Origin of the sequence: Sulfurisoma sediminicola (assembly GCF_003865015.1) — a bacterium.
Classification (GTDB): domain Bacteria; phylum Pseudomonadota; class Gammaproteobacteria; order Burkholderiales; family Rhodocyclaceae; genus Sulfurisoma; species Sulfurisoma sediminicola.
Genome location: NZ_BHVV01000008.1, coordinates 135,010 through 155,525, shown reverse-complemented (window position 1 = coordinate 155,525; position 20,516 = coordinate 135,010). Strand labels below are relative to the sequence as shown.

General features: G+C 68.6%; 13 protein-coding genes. 2 read left to right on the top strand and 11 right to left on the bottom strand.

The window, feature by feature from the left end; genetic code table 11:
• Positions 1 to 37 precede the first annotated feature (37 nt).
• The 3 genes from EJE94_RS12235 to EJE94_RS12225 form a co-directional block, all read right to left on the bottom strand.
• A complete protein-coding gene (locus tag EJE94_RS12235; RefSeq protein ID WP_121241885.1) occupies positions 38 to 2,392 on the bottom strand; it encodes a Tex family protein in 2,355 nt (784 codons plus the stop codon).
• An 81-nt stretch (positions 2,393 to 2,473) separates the two neighbouring features.
• Positions 2,474 to 3,346 (bottom strand): tetratricopeptide repeat protein, encoded by an 873-nt coding sequence (locus tag EJE94_RS12230; protein WP_121241883.1) that lies wholly within the window; start codon positions 3,344 to 3,346, stop codon positions 2,474 to 2,476.
• 50 nt (positions 3,347 to 3,396) lie between these two features.
• Positions 3,397 to 4,737 (bottom strand): fused MFS/spermidine synthase, encoded by a 1,341-nt coding sequence (locus EJE94_RS12225; protein ID WP_121241880.1) that lies wholly within the window; start codon positions 4,735 to 4,737, stop codon positions 3,397 to 3,399.
• Between the two features lie 88 nt (positions 4,738 to 4,825).
• Here EJE94_RS12225 and purL point away from each other — a divergent pair, with 88 nt between their 5' ends.
• Positions 4,826 to 8,695, top strand: a complete 3,870-nt coding sequence (purL, locus tag EJE94_RS12220) for a phosphoribosylformylglycinamidine synthase (RefSeq protein WP_121241878.1) — start codon at positions 4,826 to 4,828, stop codon at positions 8,693 to 8,695.
• A gap of 49 nt (positions 8,696 to 8,744) precedes the next feature.
• Here the strand turns inward: purL and EJE94_RS12215 are convergent, their stop codons facing one another.
• The 7 genes from EJE94_RS12215 to EJE94_RS12185 form a co-directional block, all read right to left on the bottom strand.
• On the bottom strand, positions 8,745 to 9,098 hold the full coding sequence (locus EJE94_RS12215; protein ID WP_121241876.1) for a hypothetical protein: 354 nt from the start codon (positions 9,096 to 9,098) through the stop codon (positions 8,745 to 8,747).
• Between the two features lie 83 nt (positions 9,099 to 9,181).
• Positions 9,182 to 10,495: a hypothetical protein gene (locus EJE94_RS12210; protein WP_121241874.1), complete on the bottom strand. Its 1,314-nt coding sequence runs from the start codon at positions 10,493 to 10,495 to the stop codon at positions 9,182 to 9,184.
• Positions 10,496 to 10,543: 48 nt separating this feature from the next.
• Positions 10,544 to 13,327 (bottom strand): MMPL family transporter, encoded by a 2,784-nt coding sequence (locus tag EJE94_RS12205; RefSeq protein ID WP_165904829.1) that lies wholly within the window; start codon positions 13,325 to 13,327, stop codon positions 10,544 to 10,546.
• The gene (locus tag EJE94_RS14770) at positions 13,324 to 14,145 is read right to left on the bottom strand and encodes an outer membrane lipoprotein-sorting protein (RefSeq protein ID WP_170155464.1); all 822 of its coding nucleotides are present in this window, start codon (positions 14,143 to 14,145) and stop codon (positions 13,324 to 13,326) included. The genes EJE94_RS12205 and EJE94_RS14770 overlap by 4 nt, the downstream gene beginning before the upstream one ends.
• Positions 14,142 to 14,768 (bottom strand): PqiC family protein, encoded by a 627-nt coding sequence (locus tag EJE94_RS12195; protein WP_121241871.1) that lies wholly within the window; start codon positions 14,766 to 14,768, stop codon positions 14,142 to 14,144. The genes EJE94_RS14770 and EJE94_RS12195 overlap by 4 nt, the downstream gene beginning before the upstream one ends.
• Positions 14,768 to 16,444 carry a PqiB family protein gene (locus EJE94_RS12190; RefSeq protein ID WP_121241869.1) on the bottom strand — a complete coding sequence of 559 codons (1,677 nt, stop codon included), beginning with the start codon at positions 16,442 to 16,444 and terminating at the stop codon, positions 14,768 to 14,770. Before EJE94_RS12190 ends, EJE94_RS12195 begins: the two co-directional genes overlap by 1 nt.
• Entirely contained in the window at positions 16,441 to 17,760 is a 1,320-nt protein-coding gene (locus EJE94_RS12185) for a paraquat-inducible protein A (RefSeq protein WP_207855956.1), read from the bottom strand. The genes EJE94_RS12190 and EJE94_RS12185 overlap by 4 nt, the downstream gene beginning before the upstream one ends.
• Before the next feature lie 243 nt (positions 17,761 to 18,003).
• Here EJE94_RS12185 and EJE94_RS12180 point away from each other — a divergent pair, with 243 nt between their 5' ends.
• Entirely contained in the window at positions 18,004 to 20,214 is a 2,211-nt protein-coding gene (locus EJE94_RS12180; RefSeq protein WP_121241865.1) for a RelA/SpoT family protein, read from the top strand.
• Here EJE94_RS12180 and EJE94_RS12175 read toward each other — a convergent pair.
• Positions 20,211 to 20,492 (bottom strand): hypothetical protein, encoded by a 282-nt coding sequence (locus EJE94_RS12175; RefSeq protein ID WP_121241863.1) that lies wholly within the window; start codon positions 20,490 to 20,492, stop codon positions 20,211 to 20,213. The genes EJE94_RS12180 and EJE94_RS12175 overlap by 4 nt on opposite strands.
• Between the last annotated feature and the right edge of the window lie 24 nt (positions 20,493 to 20,516).

The window sequence follows — 20,516 nt, the reverse complement described above, 5'->3', positions numbered from 1 at the left end:
ACCCGGCGAAATGCCGGCAAACAATTCTACGCCGGGCCTAGTGCTTGAGCCTGGCGAAGGCCGCGGCCATGGCCCCGGCCGCCTCGGGCTCGCGGCGCGGGGCGGGGCTGGCGTGGTGCTGCGGCTTGCGGTTTGCCGTCCCGCCAGCGCCGACCTTTCCACTGGTGCGCTCCTGTGCGTCGTGCGGTTTGCGCGGTGCAGCCTCGTCGGCGAGGCGCATGGTCAGCGCGATGCGCTTCCTCGCGATGTCGACCTCGAGCACCTTCACCTTGACCACGTCGCCGGCCTTGACCACCGTGTGCGGGTCCTTGACGAACTTGTCGGCGAGCGCCGAGACATGGACCAGGCCGTCCTGATGCACGCCGATATCGACGAAGGCGCCGAAGTTGGTGACGTTGGTGACCACGCCTTCGAGGCGCATGCCGGGCTCGAGGTCCTTGAGTTCCTCGACGCCGTCCTTGAACGATGCCGCCTTGAATTCCGGTCGCGGGTCGCGGCCCGGCTTTTCCAGTTCCTTGAGGATATCCTGCACCGTGGGCAGGCCGAAGCGCGCGTCGGCGTATTTCTTCGGGTCGAGCGCGCGCAAGGTGCGGCTGTCGCCGACGACCTCCCGCATGCCCTTGCCGACGTCCTTGAGGATGCGTTCGACCACGGGATAGGACTCGGGGTGCACGGCCGAGGCATCGAGCGGGTTGTCGCCGCCGGCTATGCGCAGGAAGCCTGCCGCCTGCTCGAAGGTCTTGTCGCCGAGGCGCGGCACTTCCTTGAGCTGTGCGCGTGACTTGAAGGCGCCGTGCTGGTCGCGGAAGGCGACGATGTTGGCGGCCAGCGTCGAATTGAGGCCGGAGATGCGGGTGAGCAAGGGCACGCTGGCGGTGTTGGCATCGACGCCGACGGAGTTCACGCAGTCCTCGACGACGGCATCGAGCATCCTGGCCAGTCGCGACTGGTTGACGTCGTGCTGGTACTGGCCGACGCCGATGGACTTGGGATCGATCTTCACCAGCTCGGCCAGCGGGTCCTGCAGGCGGCGGGCGATGGAGACGGCGCCGCGCAGCGTGACGTCGAGGTCGGGGAATTCCCGGGCGGCGAGTTCGGACGCCGAATAGATGGACGCGCCGGCTTCCGAGACGACGATGCGGGTCAGCTTCAGTTCGGGGTGGCGCTTCATCAGCTCGGCGGCAAGCTTGTCGGTTTCGCGGCTGGCGGTGCCGTTGCCGATGGCGATCAGCTCGGCGCCGTGTTTGCTCGCAAGATGACGCAGCGTGGCCAGCGCGCCTTCCCAGTCGCGGCGCGGCTCGTGCGGAAAGATGGCGGCGGTGTCGACGACCTTGCCGGTGGCGTCGATGACGGCGACCTTGACCCCGGTGCGGATGCCCGGGTCGAGGCCGATGGTCACGCGCGGGCCGGCCGGCGCGGCCAGCAGCAGGTCGTGCAGGTTGCGGGCGAAGACGCGGATCGCCTCTTCCTCGGCGCGCTCGCGCAGGGCGTTCATCAGCTCGAGCTCGAGATGCAGCGACAGCTTGACCATCCAGGCCCAGCGCGCGGTCTCGACCAGCCAGCGGTCGGCCGCACGGCCCTGGTCGCGGATGCCGAAATGGGTTGCCACCATGCCTTCGCAGCTCGACGCGCGCGGGGGATCTTCCAGTTCCGGCGCGGTCTTGATGGCGAGGCGCAGCATGCCCTCGTTGCGCCCGCGCAGCAGCGCCAGCGCGCGGTGCGAGGGGATGGCCCCGATGGCTTCGCGGTAGTCGAACCAGTCGCGGAACTTCGCCCCTTCGGTTTCCTTGCCCTCGACCACGGCGGAGACGATCAGCGCGTGCTCGTTGAGGTAGGCGCGCAGCTTCTCGAGCAGGGCAGCATCTTCGCTGAAGCGCTCCATCAGTATCTGCCTGGCGCCGTCGAGCGCAGCCTTGACGTCGGGGACGTGCTGCTCCGGCGGTTCGGTGGCGGTGTTGACGTATTTGGCCGCCTCGGCTTCCGGGCTTAGCGTGGGATCGTCGAACAGCGCGTCGGCCAGCGGTTCCAGCCCGGCCTCGCGCGCCATCTGCGCCTTGGTGCGGCGCCTGGGCTTGTAGGGAAGGTAGAGGTCTTCCAGGCGCTGCTTGGTGTCGGCGCCCTCGATCTCGGCCCTGAGTTCGGGCGTGAGCTTGCCCTGCTCGTCGATGGAGGCGAGCACGGCGGCACGGCGTTCTTCCAGCTCGCGCAGGTAGGTCAGGCGCTCCTCGAGATTGCGCAGCTGGGTGTCGTCGAGCTCGCCGGTGACTTCCTTGCGGTAGCGGGCGATGAAGGGGACGGAGGCACCCTCGTCGAGCAACTGCACGGTGGCGAAGACCTGCTGGGGACGGACGCCGAGTTCCTCGGCAATGCGGTGTTCGATGGGTGGCAGCATGGGGGGTGGCAGGGGGAAGCAGGAAGCGGGAAGGGGCGCACCTTACTGGCGCCCCCGTTCAAGACAAGACTTGACTTCGGGCTAGTTGAGGGTGCGCGACAGCGCGACGCGGAACTCGCGCACCAGGTCGTCGAACTGCGGCTGGGCGCCGAGCATGGTGAACAGCGTCAGCATGGTCTTGCGGCCGGCTTCCTCGTTCCACTTGCGGTCCTGGCGGACGATGGCGAGCAGCTGCTCGAAGGCGCCGCGGTAGTCGGTGGCGGCCGCCAGCGCGTTGGCCAGCTGCAGACGCGCGTCGAGGTCGGCCGGATCGGCGTCGATCCGCGCCCGCAGGGCGGCGACATCGACGCCAGCGCCGGCGGTGGCCAGCTGCAGCCGGGCGCGCAGCGACTCGACGCGGCCGGCGTCGCGCGCGCGCTCGCCGACGAGGTCGAGCACCTGGCGCGCCTCGGCGAGCGCGTCGTCCTCCTTGGCGGCGAGGCACAGCTCGACGAAGTCGAGGTAGGCGGTGTCGTAGGTGGGGTCGGTGTTGATGGCTTGGGCCATCAGCTGGCGCGCCTGGGCGAGGTCGCCGGCCGCGTAGGCGGTGAGGGCCTCCTGCCGCAACGGCTCGGCCGGCGAGGGGATCAGGCCGGCGATGAAGTCGCGCACTTGGCCCTCGGGCAGGGCACCGGTGAATTCGTCCACCATCTGCCCGCCGACGAAGGCCTTGACCGCCGGGATGCCTCGTACGCCGTAGCGGGCGGACAGTTCCTGGTTCTCGTCGGAATTGACCTTGGCCAGGATGAACTTGCCGCCGTACTCGGCCGCGAGCTTCTCGAGGATGGGCTTGAGGATCTTGCACGGCTGGCACCAAGGGGCCCAGAAATCGACGATGACGGGGACGGCCTGGGAGGCAGCCAGCACCTTCTCGTCGAAATCGGCGACCGTGACGTCGCAGGAATTATCAGCCATTGGAGTTCTCCATTAAAACTTCGCTTTAAGTGGGGGCATTCCGCCCGAACTCAAGGCAGGCGGGCGGCATCGAGATCGGCGCGGTTCTTCTCGTCGACATAGAGCCGGGCCGGCTCGGCGGCATCGACGGCGAAGCAGCTGACCACGACGTTGCTGACCGGCACGGCCTTGGCCAGGACCTCGACCGCGCAGCGGCCGTAGGCGGACTCGATGGTGGCGAGCAGGTTGCGGGCATAGTCGCTGGCGAGCCGGCCGTCGAGGATCAGGTTGGCGAGCAGGACGCCGCCGGGCTTGAGCGCGCGGCGGCTGTCGCGCCAGAACTCGCGCGTCACCAGGTGGCCCGGAATCGAGGTGCGGGCGCTGTAGACGTCGACCACGACCGCGTCGTAGCGCTTCTGCGTTTCCGCCACGTAGCGGCGCGCGTCGGCCACGACGAACTCGCCGCGGGCGGCTTCGCGCAGGAAGTCGCGTTCGGCGATGGCACGGATGGCGGGGTCGATGTCGACATAGGTGTAGCGGTTCGCCGGCTCGCGATGCGACAGGGTGAAGCCGCCGGCGCCGAGCACCAGGATGTCGCGATCCCTGAAGCCGAGGTCCTCGAGCAGGACGTGGCGCAGGTGCTCGACGTAGCGCGCGTAGGCCGGTGGGTTCGCGCTGTCCATCAGCGAGGCGGTCTGGTTATTCACGTTGAAGGCCCGCGGCGTCACCATGCCGTCGCGCTTCACTTCGAGTACGGCATAGTCGGCGTAGGCCGTGTCGGCCCGCCGGCGGTCGCCGAGGTTGGCGACCAGGGCCAGCGCCGCCACGCCGGTGAGCAGGGTGGCCGCCAGCGGGCGCGGCCGCTCGATCAGCGCCGTGCCGGCAATGAGCAGCGCCGTGCCGAGCAGCACGGCCGACCAGACGCCGAACAGCTGCATCATGCCGAGCGACAGCGTCACCGAACCGAGGAAGCTGCCCAGCGTGGACCAGTAGAGCGCGCGTCCCGCCGCCTCGCCGCTGCGCTGCGCGCGCATCAGGTTGGTCAGGATGGGCACGGTCTGGCCGAGCAGCCAGGCCAGCGGGCAGAGCACGCCGCCGATGAAGACGAGGTAGGCGAACCAGACCGGCGCGCCGGCGAAAATGGCGTCGACGCCGCTGCCGGACAGGCCGGCGCCCATCAGCGCGGCCGAGATCAGGAAGTTGCGCGCCACCACGGCACGGAAGTGCCTGGCGACGCGGCTGCCCGAGTGGTAGCCGAGGGCCAGCGCCAGCAGGAAGAAGCCGATGGTCGGGGCGGTGACGACGATGGAACTGCCGACGTGCGGAATCAGCCGGCGCAGGGCGATGACCTCCGCGCCGAGGGAACAGTAGCCCTCGACGAAGACGATGACGAACAGCAGGCGTGGCGACATGGCGAAACGGGAGTGCGGGTGGGGCACTTTACCGCAGGGGCGGCGGATATAATTTCGTCCTGCCTCCCTCCTGCCAGCCATCCCCGTCATGTCCCAGATTCTCAAGCTTCGCGGCACGGCCGCCTTTTCCGTTTCCCGTCTCGCCCGCCTGCAGGAACAGGCAGGCAGCGCCCTGACGGCCGAGCACTGGTATTTCGTCGAGACCGACGGCACCTTGACGGGCGAGGAACTGGCGCGGCTCAAGGAACTGCTCGGCATTCCCGCGACGCTGCCGGCGGAAGCCGCGGGGAAGCTGATCCTGGTCACGCCGCGGCTCGGCACCATCTCGCCCTGGGCCTCGAAGGCGACCGACATCGCCCACAACTGCGGCTTCGCCGCGATCAAGCGCATCGAGCGCGGCGTCGCCTATCGCGCGGCCGGCAAGGTCGATCTGGCGCGACTCCACGACCGCATGACCGAGTCGGTGCTCGACTCGATCGCCGCCGCCGAGCAACTCTTCCACCACGTCGCCCCCCAGCCGCTGACCGCGGTCGACATCCTGGCCGGCGGCCGTGCTGCGCTGGTCAAGGCCAACTCCGAGCTCGGCCTGGCGCTGTCCGAGGACGAGATCGACTACCTGGTCGATAACTTCACGAAAGTCGGCCGCAATCCGACCGACGTCGAGCTGATGATGTTCGCCCAGGCCAATTCCGAGCACTGCCGCCACAAGATCTTCAACGCCTCGTGGACCGTCGACGGCCTGGATCAGCCGCTGTCGCTGTTCGGCATGATCCGCGAGTCGCACAAGGTGCATCCGCAGGGCACGGTCGTGGCCTACTCCGACAACGCCTCTGTCATCGAGGGTGCGCAAATCAGGCGCTTCTACCCGCAGGCCGATGGCAGCTATGCCTACGTCGAGGATGCGACCCACATCCTCGCCAAGGTCGAGACCCACAACCACCCGACCGCGATTTCGCCTTTCCCCGGCGCGGCCACCGGCTCGGGTGGCGAGATCCGCGACGAGGGTGCCACCGGCCGCGGTTCCAAACCCAAGGCGGGCCTTTCGGGCTTCTCGGTCTCCGACCTGAAGATCCCCGGCTACGCGCAGCCGTGGGAGTCGAACTACGGCAAGCCCGAGCGCATCGCCTCGGCGCTGGATATCATGATCGAAGGTCCGATCGGGGCGGCCGCCTTCAACAACGAGTTCGGGAGGCCGAATCTGGCGGGCTACTTCCGCACCTTCGAACAGGTTTTCGACGGCGAGATGCGCGGCTACCACAAGCCGATCATGATCGCCGGCGGCGTCGGCAACATTTCCGACCGCCATGCCTTCAAGCAAGCTTTCCCCGCCGGCACCAGGCTGATCCAGCTCGGCGGCCCCGGCATGCTGATCGGCCTGGGCGGCGGCGCGGCATCGTCGATGACAACCGGCACCAATGCCGCCGACCTCGACTTCGCCTCGGTGCAGCGCGGCAACCCGGAGATGCAGCGGCGTGCGCAGGAGGTCATCGACCGCTGCTGGCAGATGGGCGACGACAATCCCATCCTCGCCATCCACGACGTCGGCGCCGGCGGCATATCAAACGCCATGCCCGAGCTGGCCAACGATGCCGGCCGCGGCGCGCTGTTCGACCTGCGCGCCGTGCCCAACGAGGAACCCGGCATGGCGCCGCGCGAGATCTGGTGCAACGAGGCGCAGGAGCGCTACGTGCTGGCGATTTCGCCCGAACGCCTGGCCGAGTTCGAGGCGCTGTGCGAGCGCGAGCGTTGCCCCTACGCGGTGATCGGCGAGGCGACCGAGGAACGGCAATTGATCGTCAAGGACGACCACTTCGGCAACAAGCCCGTGGACATGCCGATGGACGTGCTGCTCGGCAAGCCGCCGCGCATGCACCGCAAGGCCGAGCGCAGGACGGTGACGATGCCCGCGCTCGACCTCGGCGGGATCGACCTCAAGCAGGCCGCTTTCGACGTCATGCGGCTCCCTGCGGTCGCGAGCAAGAGCTTCCTCATCACCATCGGCGACCGCACCGTCGGCGGCTTCACCGCGCGCGACCAGTTCGTCGGTCCGTGGCAGGTGCCGGTGGCGGACGCCGCCGTGACGGCGATGGGTTACGACACGAATCTCGGCGAGTGCTTCGCCATGGGCGAACGCACGCCGCTCGCGCTGCTCGACGCGCCGGCCTCGGGCCGCATGGCCGTGGGCGAGGCGATCACCAACCTCGCCGCGGCGCAGATCGACGACCTGGGCAAGGTCAAGCTCTCCGCCAACTGGATGGCGGCGGCCGGCCACGGCTTTGAAGACGCAGCGCTGTTCGACACCGTCAAGGCGGTCGGGCTCGAGTTCTGTCCGCAATTGGGCGTGTCGATCCCGGTCGGCAAGGATTCGCTGTCGATGCGCACCAAGTGGCAGGACGGCGGCAAGGACAAGATGGTCACGGCCCCCCTGTCCCTGATCGCCACGGCCTTCGCGCCTTGTGCCGACATCCGTAACACCCTGACGCCGCAGTTACAGTCGGACGAGCAGGGCGAGACCGAACTGATCCTCATCGACCTCGGCCAGGGCAGGAACCGCCTCGGCGGCTCGGCGCTGGCCCAGGTGCATGGCGTCTCCGGCGACGTGCCGCCCGACGCCGACGCCGCGCTGCTCAAGGCCTTCTTCGCCGCGATCCAGAAGCTGCGGCCGCAGATCCTCGCCTACCACGACCGCGCCGACGGCGGCCTCTTCGCCACCGTCTGCGAGATGAGCTTCGCCAGCCATCTCGGCGTCTCGCTCAATCTCGACGCGCTCTGCTACGACCCGCTGATGAACGACGTCGACGGCATCGAGCGCGTGCCGGAGCTGCTCGACGGCCGCATGCGCGACCGCATGGTCGCCGCGCTGTTCAACGAGGAACTCGGCGCCGTGATCCAGGTGCGCCGCGCCGACCGCGCCGCCGTGATGCAGACGCTGCGCGACGCGGGGCTCGGCGCCTGTTCGCACATCGTCGGCACTCTCAACGACGCCGACGAGATCCGCGTCTGGCGCAACGCCAAGCCGGCGTTCGCGGTCAAGCGCGTCGAGCTGCAGCGTGCCTGGGGCGAGGTCAGCTTCCAGGTCGCGCGGCTGCGCGACGACCCGGGCTGCGCGCAGGAGGAGTTCGATGCCGTCCTCGACGCGGCCGATCCCGGCCTATCGGTGCAACTCACCTTCGATCCGGCCGCGCCGTTCGTTGTTGCCGGCGCGCGGCCCAGAATGGCGATTCTCAGGGAGCAGGGCGTCAACGGCGAGGTCGAGATGGCCGCCGCCTTCGATCGCGCCGGCTTCGAGGCCGTCGATGTGCACATGTCCGACCTGATGGCCGGCCGCGTGCATCTGGCCGACTTCAAGGGGCTCGCCGCCTGCGGCGGCTTTTCCTACGGCGACGTGCTCGGCGCGGGGCAGGGCTGGGCGAAATCCATCCTGTTCCATCCGAAGCTCAAGGACGAGTTCGCCGCCTTCTTCCAGCGCGCCGACTCCTTCGCATTGGGCGTCTGCAACGGCTGCCAGATGATGAGCAACCTCGCGTCCATCATTCCCGGTGCGAGCGCCTGGCCGACCTTCCACCGCAATCGCAGCGAGCAGTTCGAGGCGCGCTTCGCCATGGTCGAAATTCCCAAGTCGCCCTCGATCTTCTTCAGCGGCATGGCCGGCTCGAAGCTGCCGGTGGTGGTCTCCCATGGCGAGGGCCGTGCGGTGTTCGGCGCGACTTCATGCCCCGAGGTCGCGCTGCGCTACGTCGACAACCGCGGCGTGCCGGCGACCCGCTACCCGTTCAATCCCAACGGCTCACCCGAGGGCGTCACCGGCGTGACCACGCAGGACGGCCGCTTCACCATCATGATGCCGCACCCCGAGCGCGTCTTCCGCTCGGTGCAGATGTCCTGGCATCCGGCAGGGCTGGGGGAATACAGCCCGTGGATGGCCATGTTCCGCAACGCGCGGAACTGGGTCGGCTGACCAGGCGGTGCTCCGGGGCTTTCGCCACGGCGGCGCTGCGGCGGAAATCCTAGACGATCTTGCGGAGTGTCTCGATGGCGAGGACGAGGGCGACGCCGTACGCCGAGATTCTCGCGAGCAACTTCAGGACCACGCCCTCGTTCGCCGCGGCTGCGACCGGCACCTCGCGCGGCATGAACTGGTAACTCATCTTCACGAACTCGGCGGAGTCGTCGAAGCCCGGAAATTCCGCATCGTGGTGTTGAAGCACCAGGATGATTTCCTTGGCGACGTCGGGCGGCAACCCCTGCCGTTTGCCGTCGCGACTGTCGGAAATCAACTCGAGCAGGAAGTTGCGGCACTCCTTGGTGCCCCAAAGCGACTCGATTCGGTGGGTGATGTGTGGATAACTGTCCAGGTGCATTGATTCACCGATCGGTTTCGGGCTTTTGACGGGGGAAGTCGTTTAAATCTGAACGAATATTGTCTTGGATTCGTGGCGGGCGGTCAAGAACCGCCGGCCGCTGAAACCTTCGTCGGTGCGACGCGGCCCAATGCCGACTCGGTCAAGCTCCATCCGGCGCCTTCGAACTCCTGGCGGGCGCGGGCGCTCGCCTTGCCGGAAATGAGCAGCGTTCGCTGCGCCGCCAGGAGGTCCGGCCGGCCGGCAAGCTCGGCCGCGGCGGGGTTCCAGGACAGATAGTCCGCGCTGATCGCAGCGACCAGTTTGCCTTCGGCGATGTGGCCTACGGCGACATGGTTCTGGAAGCGCAGATGCCTGATCGGTTCGGCCGACTGATGATGACCGGCCAGCAGGTTCAGGGTCTCGATCAGGCCGCGCAGGCGCGCTTCGCCCGGCAGTCTCGTGGCCAGGTCGACCGCGTCGGCACGGCCCGTCGCGCCTTCCAGCTTTTCCAGCGCGGCCACTAGGGCAGTCTGCAGCGTCGGCGTGAGCCAGGGGTTGCGGAAGAGATCGCGGACCAGGCGCCCTTCGATCCCCATGGCGGCGAGCCGCTTTTCGAGCCGTGCCTGGATGTCTTCGGGCGACAGGTCCCAGACGGCGTCGCGGCTGTCGGTGTCGAAGCCGACGGCGAATTTCACCGGTGCGACCACCAGTCCAAGGGCGGTATCCACCGCGAAGCTGCCGGCGAAGGAGGCCGTCGCCGCTTCATCGAGGAGCCGCTGCAGCACCGGGTTGCTGCTGTAGGGATCGACGCCGACGGTTTTCGCCCAGGAACGGCGGGCCTTGCTGTAACCGAAGGGATCGCTGGTGAACGACGGCGGCTTGCTCTCGTCGCTCGTCTCGACCGTCGACTCCCTGGCGGTGGCGATGTCGCTGACGCCGTCGCCGACCCGCTCCAGCGTCGAGCGGATGGTGATGCCCAGCCTATCCAGCAGGGTTCCGGCACCTGCCGCGACATTGCCCGCCGTCGCGTCGGGCGCATTGACCGCGTTGGTCAGGAAGTCCAGAGGGGCCTTCGCGGCCTTGGCCAGCGAGTCCGTGAACACCTGGCTATGTTCGATGCGGCTTAGCGCGTCGACCGCCGGCAGTTCCGCGATGCGCAGGTAGGCGAGTTCCCGGCCCGGGACGCGGAATTCGCCATGGCCGGTCTTCAGGTCGAACATCGCGCGAAAGCCTTCGATCCGCACCGGTTCGGCCAGCGTGTGCCGCTCGCTCCTGACCAGGTCGGCCGGCAGCAGTTCGGCGGCGCTCAGGGCGGGCGCTTCCTCGAAGCCGCCCTGGCTCGGTTGGGCGTGTGCGGCGGCCTGGCTCAGCGCCAAAAGCAGGAAGGCGAATGCATGGGTGATGCGTCGTGTCACGGGCGCTGCTCCTCTAGGATTGGGCCGACCTCGGCCGACGGGTGGAATTCAGCGATCTTCGCCGGTCTTGGCGGCAGGCGAATGGCTGGCGTCGACGACTTCGGCGAGACGCTTGCCGAGAATTCCGCTGATGTTGAAATTGAGCTTGGACATGATGTGCGGGAACAGCGCGAGGTCTTTCTTCAGGCGTTCATGGTCTATGCACAATACCGACACCGCACCCAGGGCGCGCACGTCGGCGGTGCGGTAGGTCTCGTGGACGAAGCCGATCTCGCCGAAGACGTCGCCGGGGCCGAGCAGGGCGAGGCGGATTTCGCGCGGACCGTCGCGGCGCACCACCTCGAGCTGGCCGCCGACCACGATGTACATGCTGCGGCCCATGGTGCCCTGTTCGATGAGGCAATCGCCGTCGCGATACTCGCGCAGTTCGGAAAGCAGGATGGTCTTGCGGATCTGGTAGGGGGTCATGTCGTGGAACAGCGGGCTGTGCTCCAGCGCCTGGCGCTGCATCGACATGGCGAGGATTTCGTAGAGGCCGACCAGGCGGATGCGCGACATGACCAGGGGCGTGATCAGCAGATTGACGACGATCGAGGCCAGCATGGCGACGGCGGCGAGCACGCCGAACTGCGCGATCAGGGCGAACTCGGACACCGCCAGAACGCCGAAGCCGGCGGCCACCGCGAGGCTGACCGCAACCATCGCCGCGGCCTCGGTCTTCACCGTCGCGACGACCGCCTCGTCGTAGCTGGTGGCGCCGCGACACAATTCGCTGTAGCGCGAGAACAGTCGAACCGTTCCCTCGAGGGCGATGACGATGGCGACGATGGCGACCAGCGCGGTACCGGCGTTGAGCGGAATGGCCAGGACCCGCATGATGCCGAGAATCATGAGGACCGGGAGCACGCTCGGCACCAGGGCGACGATGCCGCCCTTGACGGAGGTGAACATCAGCGAAGTGATGATGAACACGACGATGAGGAGTGCGGCCAGCGCCATGGCCTGTCCCGTGAGGAGCCTGTCGGCGGAGCCGTTGATCAGCAAATTCTCGCCGACGAGCGCCGTCGCCATGCCGGGTCCGGCGTAGCTGGTGACGGCCTGCTGCAACTCGCGGACGTGACGGTTCAGCGTCGACGAGTCGCTCACGCTGAGGCGCACGACGATGTTGGCGCGCCGGAAATCGTGGCTGACATACGGCGCGAGGGCATGGGGCGGGTAGAGCAGCAGATACTGGGCGGCCAGCTTGCGCGACGGCGGCACGCGGTAGGCGTCGGGGCGGCCATTGGCGGAGGCCTGGTTCGCCTGCGCCACCATGTCGGCGAGCGAGAGGCTGCGGTCGAAGATCTGCTGCTTGGCGATGAAGGCCTGTATGTCGGCGAGACGCTGCAGGTTGGCCGGATCGCGAAAGGCCCCTTCCGCATTGCCGTCCAGCGTGATGTAGAAGGTGCCGACGCCGGCGAGGTCGTCGTGCATGACGGCGGCGGCCCGCACGAGCGGGCGATCGGCACTGAAGAAGGACAGCGGTTCGTTGCTGATCTGCAGGCTCGGGGCCAGCTGCACGGCTGCCGCGCACAGGGCCGTGACGATCCCCAGTGCCCACAAGGCGGGACGGTGTCGCAGCCAGGCCAGCGCGCGAAGGGCCAGGGTGGCGGCGCCGCCCGTCGCCAGATGTCGCCGCGGCGCCAGGCGCTGGCCGAGCGCCGCATGGAGCATGGGAACCAGCAGCACCGTGATGAGTCCGTTGGCGAGGACGGCGAAGGTCGCTGCCAGGGCGAAATCGCGGATGATCCCGATGCCGGAAAAGGCATTGCTGGCGAAGCCGAGCGCGGTGATCAACAGGGTCAGCACGGCCGGCTTGCCGAGGCTGCGCGCCATGGACCCGGCGGCGCTGGCCCCGCTGGCCGCCTCGTCCGCCGTCGTGACCGCCTGGGGGCCCTGGTCGCCGACGGACGCCATGCGGACGATTTCGGTGGCGGCGATCGCCACCACCAGGGCAGGCAGCATCGCCGACAGGATGCTCAGCGGGATGCCGGCATGGCCCATCAGGCCGAAGGTCCACAGCAGGCTCAGCGAGCCGACGAAAAGCGAGGCGAGGGCGGCGAAAACGCTGCGGCAGAAGGCGAACACGCCGAGGACCAGAAGCAGGATCGCGGCCGGCACGAGCAGGCTGAGGTCGCGCACGATGCCCTGGCGGATTTCGGCCTCGACACGCGGCGGTCCCACCTGGGCCACCGTCGCGAACTGCGTGCGGGCGGGAGCCAGCAGACGCTCCAGCGCTTCGTTGATCTCGCTGCCGGCGGCCCCTTCGTGGCGCTCGCGCACGGCGACGCCGATGGCGATGGCCTTGCCGTCGGCACTGACGATGTTGCGCAGCGCGGTCGGGGTTTCGAGCGCGGTACGCCGGGCCCGCTCCGCCCCCTCGGCATCCTCCGGTGCGCCGGCGAGCAGGGCCTGCGCCTGCAACTGGCCATCGATGCTGCGCACGCCGTGCGCCGTGAACAGGTCGTCGATGCGCTCGACGAAGGGCAGCTGCTGCAGCTCGCGGTGCAGCTGTTCCAGCGCCTGCAGCTTCGCCGGCGACCACAGCTGCTCGTCGCGCAGGTAGATGAAGGTCCGGTTGTCGGAGCCGAACTCGCGCGCGACATGGAGGTAGGCTTCGCGGGCAGGGTCCGTCGCCGGGCCGAGGCGCTCGAATCCGGCATCGATGGTCATGCGCGACAGCCCCAGGGCGGCCACCAGGCTCACGGCCAGCAGGAAGATCAGGCTCGGCACCCGGTAGGCGATGCCGATCCGCAGGAAGCGCTGCAGCAGTGTCGGCGACTCGGCATTCATGGCTTGGCCTGCCATCCGGCGAAGACGTCGGCGGGAACGTAATCCGGCGAATGCGCCCGGCGCTCGGTCTTGAGCAGGCTGCGCCGGCCATCCACCAGATCCTCCATGAGGATCATGTTGGCGCGCCAGGCGCCGGATTCCTCCGGCCGCGGATCGCGAAAGGTCTGGCGCCTGGCCAGCCGTCCCTGCCTGTCCCGGTACTCGATGCGCGTGATGTACAGGTTGTCCTTGCGCAGGTAGAGGCGCCGCTCGCGATAGTTGGTCGCGCTGGCGACGGCTTCGCTGGCGGGAACGGCGCGCAGCGCATGATGCGGCACGCGGTCGAGGTCGTGGTCGGCTTCGCGCTTGTAGTGGAAATCCTGCACCTGCTCTTCCTCCAGATCGGCCACGGAGAAATTCGAACCGAACACCGGGGCGGACGGTGCGGCGCCGCGGCGCTTGCCATCCGCGGCGTCGCGGCCGACGTAGATGGCGTTGCCCTTCGATTCCGCCGGCGTCTCGATCACCCGCAGGCTCTGGCTGCCGGCCGCGTCACGCCGCGCGTAGTAGCGCATGGTTCGCACGCCGAGCTGGCCCTGGCGATCGCTGAGAACGAGGGCCTGCTCTTCGTAGACATAGGGCGGCGGCGCGTGGCGCCGCAGCGATTCCTCCATCAGCGCGCGGCCGTCCTGCGCCCTGGCTCCTCCGACGAGGCAGGCCAGCGGCAACAGCAGCGCGGCGCTGACCCATCTCTCGAGAAACACGAAGGGCCGCCCCGAGTGTTTCTTGCCCCATGAGGGGGGAACCGAGCGCAGCGAAGGCTTGCGGGGTGGGTTCATTGGCCGGCGGCCTCCCGCGGCGGCAGGCTGCGCGCGATGGCCTGCGCGAGTTCGCCATACACCGCGCTCATCGACTGAACCAGGGCGTCGATGGAACTGTCGCCGATGGCGCTGCCCGCGAACGAGGCCGCGGGGCTGGCCAGCGGCGCGAGGTCGGCGCTGCGCGTGAGCCACCAGCGCGCGATGAGCTGGACGCGGCCGTCGGCGTCGCGCTCGAAACGCTGCACTTCGAGGGCGAGGCGGTAGTCGGGCTGCAGGGGCACGGGGTGGGGGGCCGCGATCACGCGATCGCCCGGCAGCAGCCGCCCGAGGTTTTCGGCGAGGATGCGGATCATCTCGTCGCGCAGGTTGCCGCCCCAGTGCTCGTATTCGGCGAAGCGCAGGCGCTGGTCGCTGCCGCGGGTGACGATCTGGGGACGGTCGAGATACTGCGGCAGTCGCACGTCGGTGACGACGATGGTCAGCGGCTTCGCCACGCGCGCGGCGGACTCCTGCGGCCCGGCGGACGGCGAGGCGACGACGGGATCGAGCGTGTAGAAGCGCGTGGCCGGGGCCGAGGAACACCCGCCGAGCAGGGCGGCAAGGGCGGCGAACGTGGCGATGGCGGCGAGGCGAGCGTTCATCACGGTTCCTTCGGTGGCGTCTTGCCGAGCAGCAGGGCTTGCGGGTTGCGCTCCAGCATTTCGACCAGGCTGCGCAGCGAGCGGGAGGTCTGCACCAGTTCCTGCGCCAGCCGTATCGCCTGGAAGTGCAGCGGCGCTTCGGGGGCGATTACGCCATCGACCAGCGTCAGCGTCGCCTTGGATTTCTCCATGGCCTCGCGCGCCGCGACCAGCGCCTGTTCGAGGTTGGCGGCGATCGGCTCGGCGCGGCCGTCGACGGCGCTCAGAACCTTGCGCAGGCTCTTCAGCGATGCGGCGAGGTCGGCGAGCGAGCTTTGCAGCTGCGGCCCGTTGACCACCGAATTGACGCCCTGCAGCGTGCCCTGGAGGTCGGCGCCGAGGGCGACGAAATCCACCCGGTCGATCTTCTCCATGATGCTCGCCGCCGAGGTCATGACCTGTTCGAGGCTGACGCCGCGCACGGTCGGCAACTCCGGCTCGGTGCGGCCTGCGTTGGCGAGCCGCAGCGGCGCCTTCGGTTGCATGTCGAGGTCGACGTACAGTTGTCCCGTCACCAGGTTGCCCATTTGCAGCCGCGCGCGCAGGCCACGCTTGACCAGCGCCTGGAAGGCTTCCTGCGGTGCGCGCTTCATGAGTTCGCTGCGGCCGACGATGCGCTCGGGCTCGATGTCGACGAGCACCGGGATGCGGAAGGCGGCACTGCGTTCGTCGTGCTCCAGGCGCACATCGACGACCGAGCCGACCTTGATGCCCTTGAACTCCACGGGGGCGCCGATGGCAAGGCCGCGCACGGAGTCCTCGAAGAACGCCACGAACCTGACCTTGCTTGCGTAGGAATTCTCCTTGATCGACTTGAGGTCGTCGTGCAGCGTGAATACCAGGCCGTCGATGTTCTCGTCGCCGGCTTCCTGGATATCGGGGGTGTCGAAGGCGATGCCGCCGAACAACAGGGCCTGCACCGATTCCGTCTTCAGGCGCAAGCCGTCCGAATTCAGGGAGAGGTCGATGCCGCTGCTGCCCCAGAAGCGGGTGTTGCTGCGCAGCAGCGCGTCGTACGGCGCCTTGACGAAGGCGTGGATCAACACCTTGCGGTAGTCGTTGGCCATTTCGTAGCCGAGCACCTCGCCGGCGATGATGCCCTGGTAGTGCAGCGGCGAGCCGCGGTCTATGGAACCGAGCTGGCTCGCCAGCAAGGTGATGCGCTTGCCGGCCATTTCCGAGTTGACCACCGGCGGCGTCTCCTGGCCGACGAACAGGGACTGCGGCGCGCCCTGGCCGGGTTCGATCTCGATGTAGGTTCCGGACAGCAGCGTGCCGAGGCCGGAGATGCCGCGCGCGCTGAGGGTCGGCCGCACCACCCAGAAACGCGTGTCGCGGCGCAGGAAGTGGGCCGCCTCCTTGTTGAGCCGGGCGCGCACTTCCACCCGTGAAAAGTCCGGGCTGAAACGCACGCCTTCGACCTGGCCGATGCTCAGGCTCTTGTACTTGACGCGTGTCTTGTCGACTTCGATGCCATCGGCCGTGCGGAAGGTGATGGTCACCAGCGGGCCGCGGTCGGTCAGGGTGTTGAAGACCAGCCAGGCGCCGAGCACGGCGGTGAGGATCGGTATCAGCCAGATCAGCGAGGGTCCGCTGCGTTCCTTCACCACGGGTTCCCTGATGTCGGGCTGGCTCATGTCGCCGCTCCCGGCGCGCCGGCGGCGGCACGTTCGCCAGGGTCCGCTGTGTCCCAGATCAGCCGCGGATCGAAGGCGTGGGCGGCCAGCATCGTCAGCACCACGGCCGCGCCGAAGAAGGTGGCGCCGCTGCCGGGATAGACCGTCGCCAGCCCGTCCATCCGCACCAGCGCCACCAGGATGCCGACCAGGAAGATGTCGACCATCGACCAGGCGCCGACCACTTCCGTGATGCGATAGATGAGGGTGCGGTCGCGCCGGCGCCAGTTCGATCCGCGCTGGATGGTGACGAGAAGGAAGACCAGGCTCGCGATCTTGCTGAGCGGCACGACGAAGCTGGCGAACAGGACGAGCAGCCCCAATGGCCAGGCGCCATCCTGGATGAGGTGCACGACGCCGGCCAGAATGGTGCTCGGCTCGCCCTGGCCGAAGCGGATAACGGTCATCACCGGCAGGAGGTTCGCCGGCACGAGAAGCAGCGTTGCCGCCGCCAGCAGGGCCCAGGTGCGGTTGATGCTGTCCGGGTGGCGCGTGCCGTGCACGGCGCTGCCGCAGCGCGGACAGGCCCAATGGTCGCCGGCGGCGGGGTGTCGTACCAGCAGGTCGCAGGTGTGGCATGTGGCGTAGCCCATCGCCGCCGCGGTGTCCGCGGCACCATGCGGGAGGCCCTGTTCCGCTACCGGTCCCATGCGCTTCCAGAGCACGGCCGGGTCGAAACTGGCGACCGCGGACGTCGACACCACCAGCAGGCCGACGAAGGCATAGAAGGCGACGCCGGGCACGATCACCGCCAGGTCCTGCAGTTTCACCACCGAGACGAGCAGGCCGAGCATGAATACGCCGATGAGGCTCCAGGGCGTCAGCGCCCTGACCACGACCCAGACGCGCGTCTTCCAGCGCGGGCGGATGCCGAAGCGCAGCGCCAGCAACAGATACAGCATGCCGAGCAGGGTGAGGAAGGGAAACACCACGCTGGTCAGCAACACGAGAAAGCCGATTTCGCCCATGCCCGCCTGAAACAGGGCGAGACCTCCGGATATCAGCCGGCTGTGCTCGATGCGGTCGCCGTACTGGAGCGCGACGAAGGGGAAGGTGTTGGCGAGCAGGAACAGGATCATCGCCGCGAGGTAGAGCGCGGCCGAATGGTCGAGGCTCTTCGGCATGTTGCGGTAGAGGATGGCGCCGCAGCGCCGGCACAGCGCCTTGCCTTTCGGCGGCACGGGCACGATGCGGTGCACGCAGTCGCAGGCGTGGCAGGCGACGAGCCCGTCGGCCGCGTATCCCGGCAACTCGTCCTGCGCGCGTTCTATCGCCACCGGAATGTCAGCCTTTCCTGATGCACGGAAGACATTCGGCGGCGGTCGCGTTGGACGATGTTCGCTTGCGGCGCGGTTGCATCCATCGGGCTCCCGGTAGAGACGTTCTTGTTGTTCGGAATTACCGTGAGGATAGCAAGTGCCGGATGCCTGTGGGAAGCGGGCTGGGCTCCTTGTAGAATGATCCGGCCGTCGCGGTGGCCGCGCGGCAAACACCAGCCCAAGGCCTATCCTCATTCCCTCATGGTTTCCGTCGTCCATTCCCTGCCCGAATCCGGTGTCGACGATGCCGTCTTCCGCCAGCTCGCCGCCGACCTCGGCGAAGACGCGGTCGGCCGTCTGACCGGGGCCTTCCGCCTGGCCGAGGAGGTCTATGCCGGCCGCACGCTCGGCACCGGCGAGGATTGCCTCGACCACGCCGTCGGCATGGGGCTGATCGTCGCCTCGCTGCGCCTCGATGCCGACACGCGCATCGCGGCCCTGCTGTTCGCGGCGCACGACTTCCTCCCCGATGCCGGCGAGAAACTGGCGGCGGACTTCGGCGCTCCCGTCGCGGCGCTGGTCGGCAGCCTGCACCGGCTCAAGGGCTTGCGGCCGCTGACCCAGGCGGCCGCCAATGCCACGAATGCCGGCGCGGCCGAGGTCAGGGCGCAGGCCGAGGTTCTGCGCAAGATGCTGCTGGCGATGGCCGAGGACATCCGCGTCGTGCTGCTGCGGCTGGCCTCGCGCACGCAGACGCTGCGCTGGTTCACCGACAAGCCGGGGCCCGCACGCGACGAGGCCGCGCGCGAGACCCTCGAGCTCTACGCGCCGCTGGCCAACCGGCTCGGCGTCTGGCAGACCAAGTGGGAACTCGAGGACCTGTCCTTCCGCTTCCTCGAGCCCGAGACCTACAAGCGCATCGCCAAACAGCTCGACGAAAAGCGCGCCGAGCGCGAGGGCTTCATCGCCGCCGCGGTGCAGCGGCTCAAGGACGAGCTGGCGAAGTCGGGCATCACCGACGCAGAGGTCTACGGCCGGCCCAAGCACATCTACAGCATCTGGAGCAAGATGCGCGGCAAGGACATCGACTTCTCCGAGGTCTACGACGTGCGCGCGCTGCGCATCGTCGTCGACTCGGTCCGCGACTGCTACACGGCGCTGGGCATCGTGCATGCGCTGTGGCAGCCGATCCACGGCGAGTTCGACGACTACATCTCGCATCCCAAGGGCAACTACTACCGTTCGTTGCACACCGCGGTGATGGCCGAGGACGGCCGTGCGGTCGAGGTGCAGATCCGCACCCACGAGATGCATCACCACGCCGAGCTCGGCGTCGCCGCCCACTGGCGCTACAAGGAGGCCGGCGCGCCGGCGAAAGCCGACGGCGCCTACGACGACAAGATCGCCTGGCTGCGCCAGCTGCTGTCGTGGCGCGACGAGGTCACCGATTCCGCCGCCTGGGTCGAGCAGTTCAAGCGCGCCGCGCTCGACGACACCATCTACGTGATGACGCCGCAGGGACGCGTGATCGACCTCGCCGCCGGCGCCACGCCGGTCGACTTCGCCTACCGCGTCCATACCGACCTCGGCCACCGCTGCCGCGGCGCCAAGGTCGACGGCCACCTGGTACCGCTCAATACGCCCCTGCAGAGCGGGCAGCGGGTCGAGATCGTCACCGCCAAGAGCGGCGGCCCCTCGCGCGACTGGGTCAATCCGGCGCAGGGCTACCTCGCCACCGCGCGCGCGCGGGCCAAGGTCAAGGCGTGGTTCGCCGCGCTCGAGTCCGAGGAAATGCTGGCGCAGGGCCGCGCCACCATCGCGCGCGAGTTGCAGCGCGAGGGGCAGACACAGGCCAATATCGAGGAGCTGTCGCACAAGCTCGGCTACAAGCATGCCGACGATCTCTACCTGGCCAGCGCGCGAGGCGACGTCACCAGCCGCGACATCCAGGTGGCCTTCCGCGGCGAGGTCGTGCCGGCCGCGGTCGAGGAGGGCATCCAGACCAAGCGCAGCAAGGTCGGCGGCGACTCCAGGATCCTGATCGTCGGCGTCGACAAGCTGCTGACGCAGCTCGGCCGCTGCTGCAAGCCGGCGCCGCCCGACGCCATCGCCGGTTTCGTCACGCGCGGCAGGGGCGTGTCCATCCACCGCACGGAGTGCGCCAACTTCCGCAACATGATCGCGCGCAACCCCGAGCGTGTGATCGACGCCGATTGGGGCGGCGGGGCCCAACAGGACCTGCTCTACGCCGTCGACATCGAGGTCGAGGCCAGCGACCGCCAGGGCCTGCTGCGCGACATCTCCGAAGTGCTGTCGCGCGAGAAGGTCAATGTCACGGCGGTGAAGACGCAGTCGAAGGCCGGCGCCGCGCGCATGGGCTTCACCGTCGAGCTTGGCGGCCTGACCCAGCTGCAGCGGGTGCTGGCGCTGATCGGCGAAGTGCCGGGCGTCGTCTCGGCGCGGCGCGGCTAGCCGCCGCCGCGCTGCATCGCCCGGTCCATCCGGGCCAGCATCGCTTCCTGCTGTTCGCGCGATCCTGTCGTAAAGCGGATCCGCACCTTCATGTTCGGCAGCCGCAGCAGCGCGATGGTGCGGTCGGGCAGGGGGGTCAGCGCGATCTCCATCGCCGCCGCGCCGTCGTCGACGCGCAGCAAGCCGCCGCTCTCCTCGACGCGCCCCGGAAACGCCAGCCCCAGGCCGTGCAGGAATTCGCCGCGGCTCGCCGACATCTCGCGCTCGAGGGTTATCATCGGTCCATGCCCTTCATCAACCGA

Excerpts from the sequence above, each read along its gene's own strand:
- EJE94_RS12180 (WP_121241865.1), top strand. The coding sequence starts at position 18,004 with ATGGTTTCCGTCGTCCATTCCCTGCCCGAATCCGGTGTCGACGATGCC.
- EJE94_RS12215 (WP_121241876.1), bottom strand. The coding sequence starts at position 9,098 with ATGCACCTGGACAGTTATCCACACATCACCCACCGAATCGAGTCGCTT.
- EJE94_RS12190 (WP_121241869.1), bottom strand. The coding sequence starts at position 16,444 with ATGAGCCAGCCCGACATCAGGGAACCCGTGGTGAAGGAACGCAGCGGA.
- EJE94_RS12225 (WP_121241880.1), bottom strand. The coding sequence starts at position 4,737 with ATGTCGCCACGCCTGCTGTTCGTCATCGTCTTCGTCGAGGGCTACTGT.
- purL (WP_121241878.1), top strand. The coding sequence starts at position 4,826 with ATGTCCCAGATTCTCAAGCTTCGCGGCACGGCCGCCTTTTCCGTTTCC.
- EJE94_RS14770 (WP_170155464.1), bottom strand. The coding sequence starts at position 14,145 with ATGAACCCACCCCGCAAGCCTTCGCTGCGCTCGGTTCCCCCCTCATGG.
- EJE94_RS12235 (WP_121241885.1), bottom strand. The coding sequence starts at position 2,392 with ATGCTGCCACCCATCGAACACCGCATTGCCGAGGAACTCGGCGTCCGT.
- EJE94_RS12175 (WP_121241863.1), bottom strand. The coding sequence starts at position 20,492 with ATGATAACCCTCGAGCGCGAGATGTCGGCGAGCCGCGGCGAATTCCTG.
- EJE94_RS12205 (WP_165904829.1), bottom strand. The coding sequence starts at position 13,327 with ATGAATGCCGAGTCGCCGACACTGCTGCAGCGCTTCCTGCGGATCGGC.
- EJE94_RS12230 (WP_121241883.1), bottom strand. The coding sequence starts at position 3,346 with ATGGCTGATAATTCCTGCGACGTCACGGTCGCCGATTTCGACGAGAAG.
- EJE94_RS12195 (WP_121241871.1), bottom strand. The coding sequence starts at position 14,768 with ATGAACGCTCGCCTCGCCGCCATCGCCACGTTCGCCGCCCTTGCCGCC.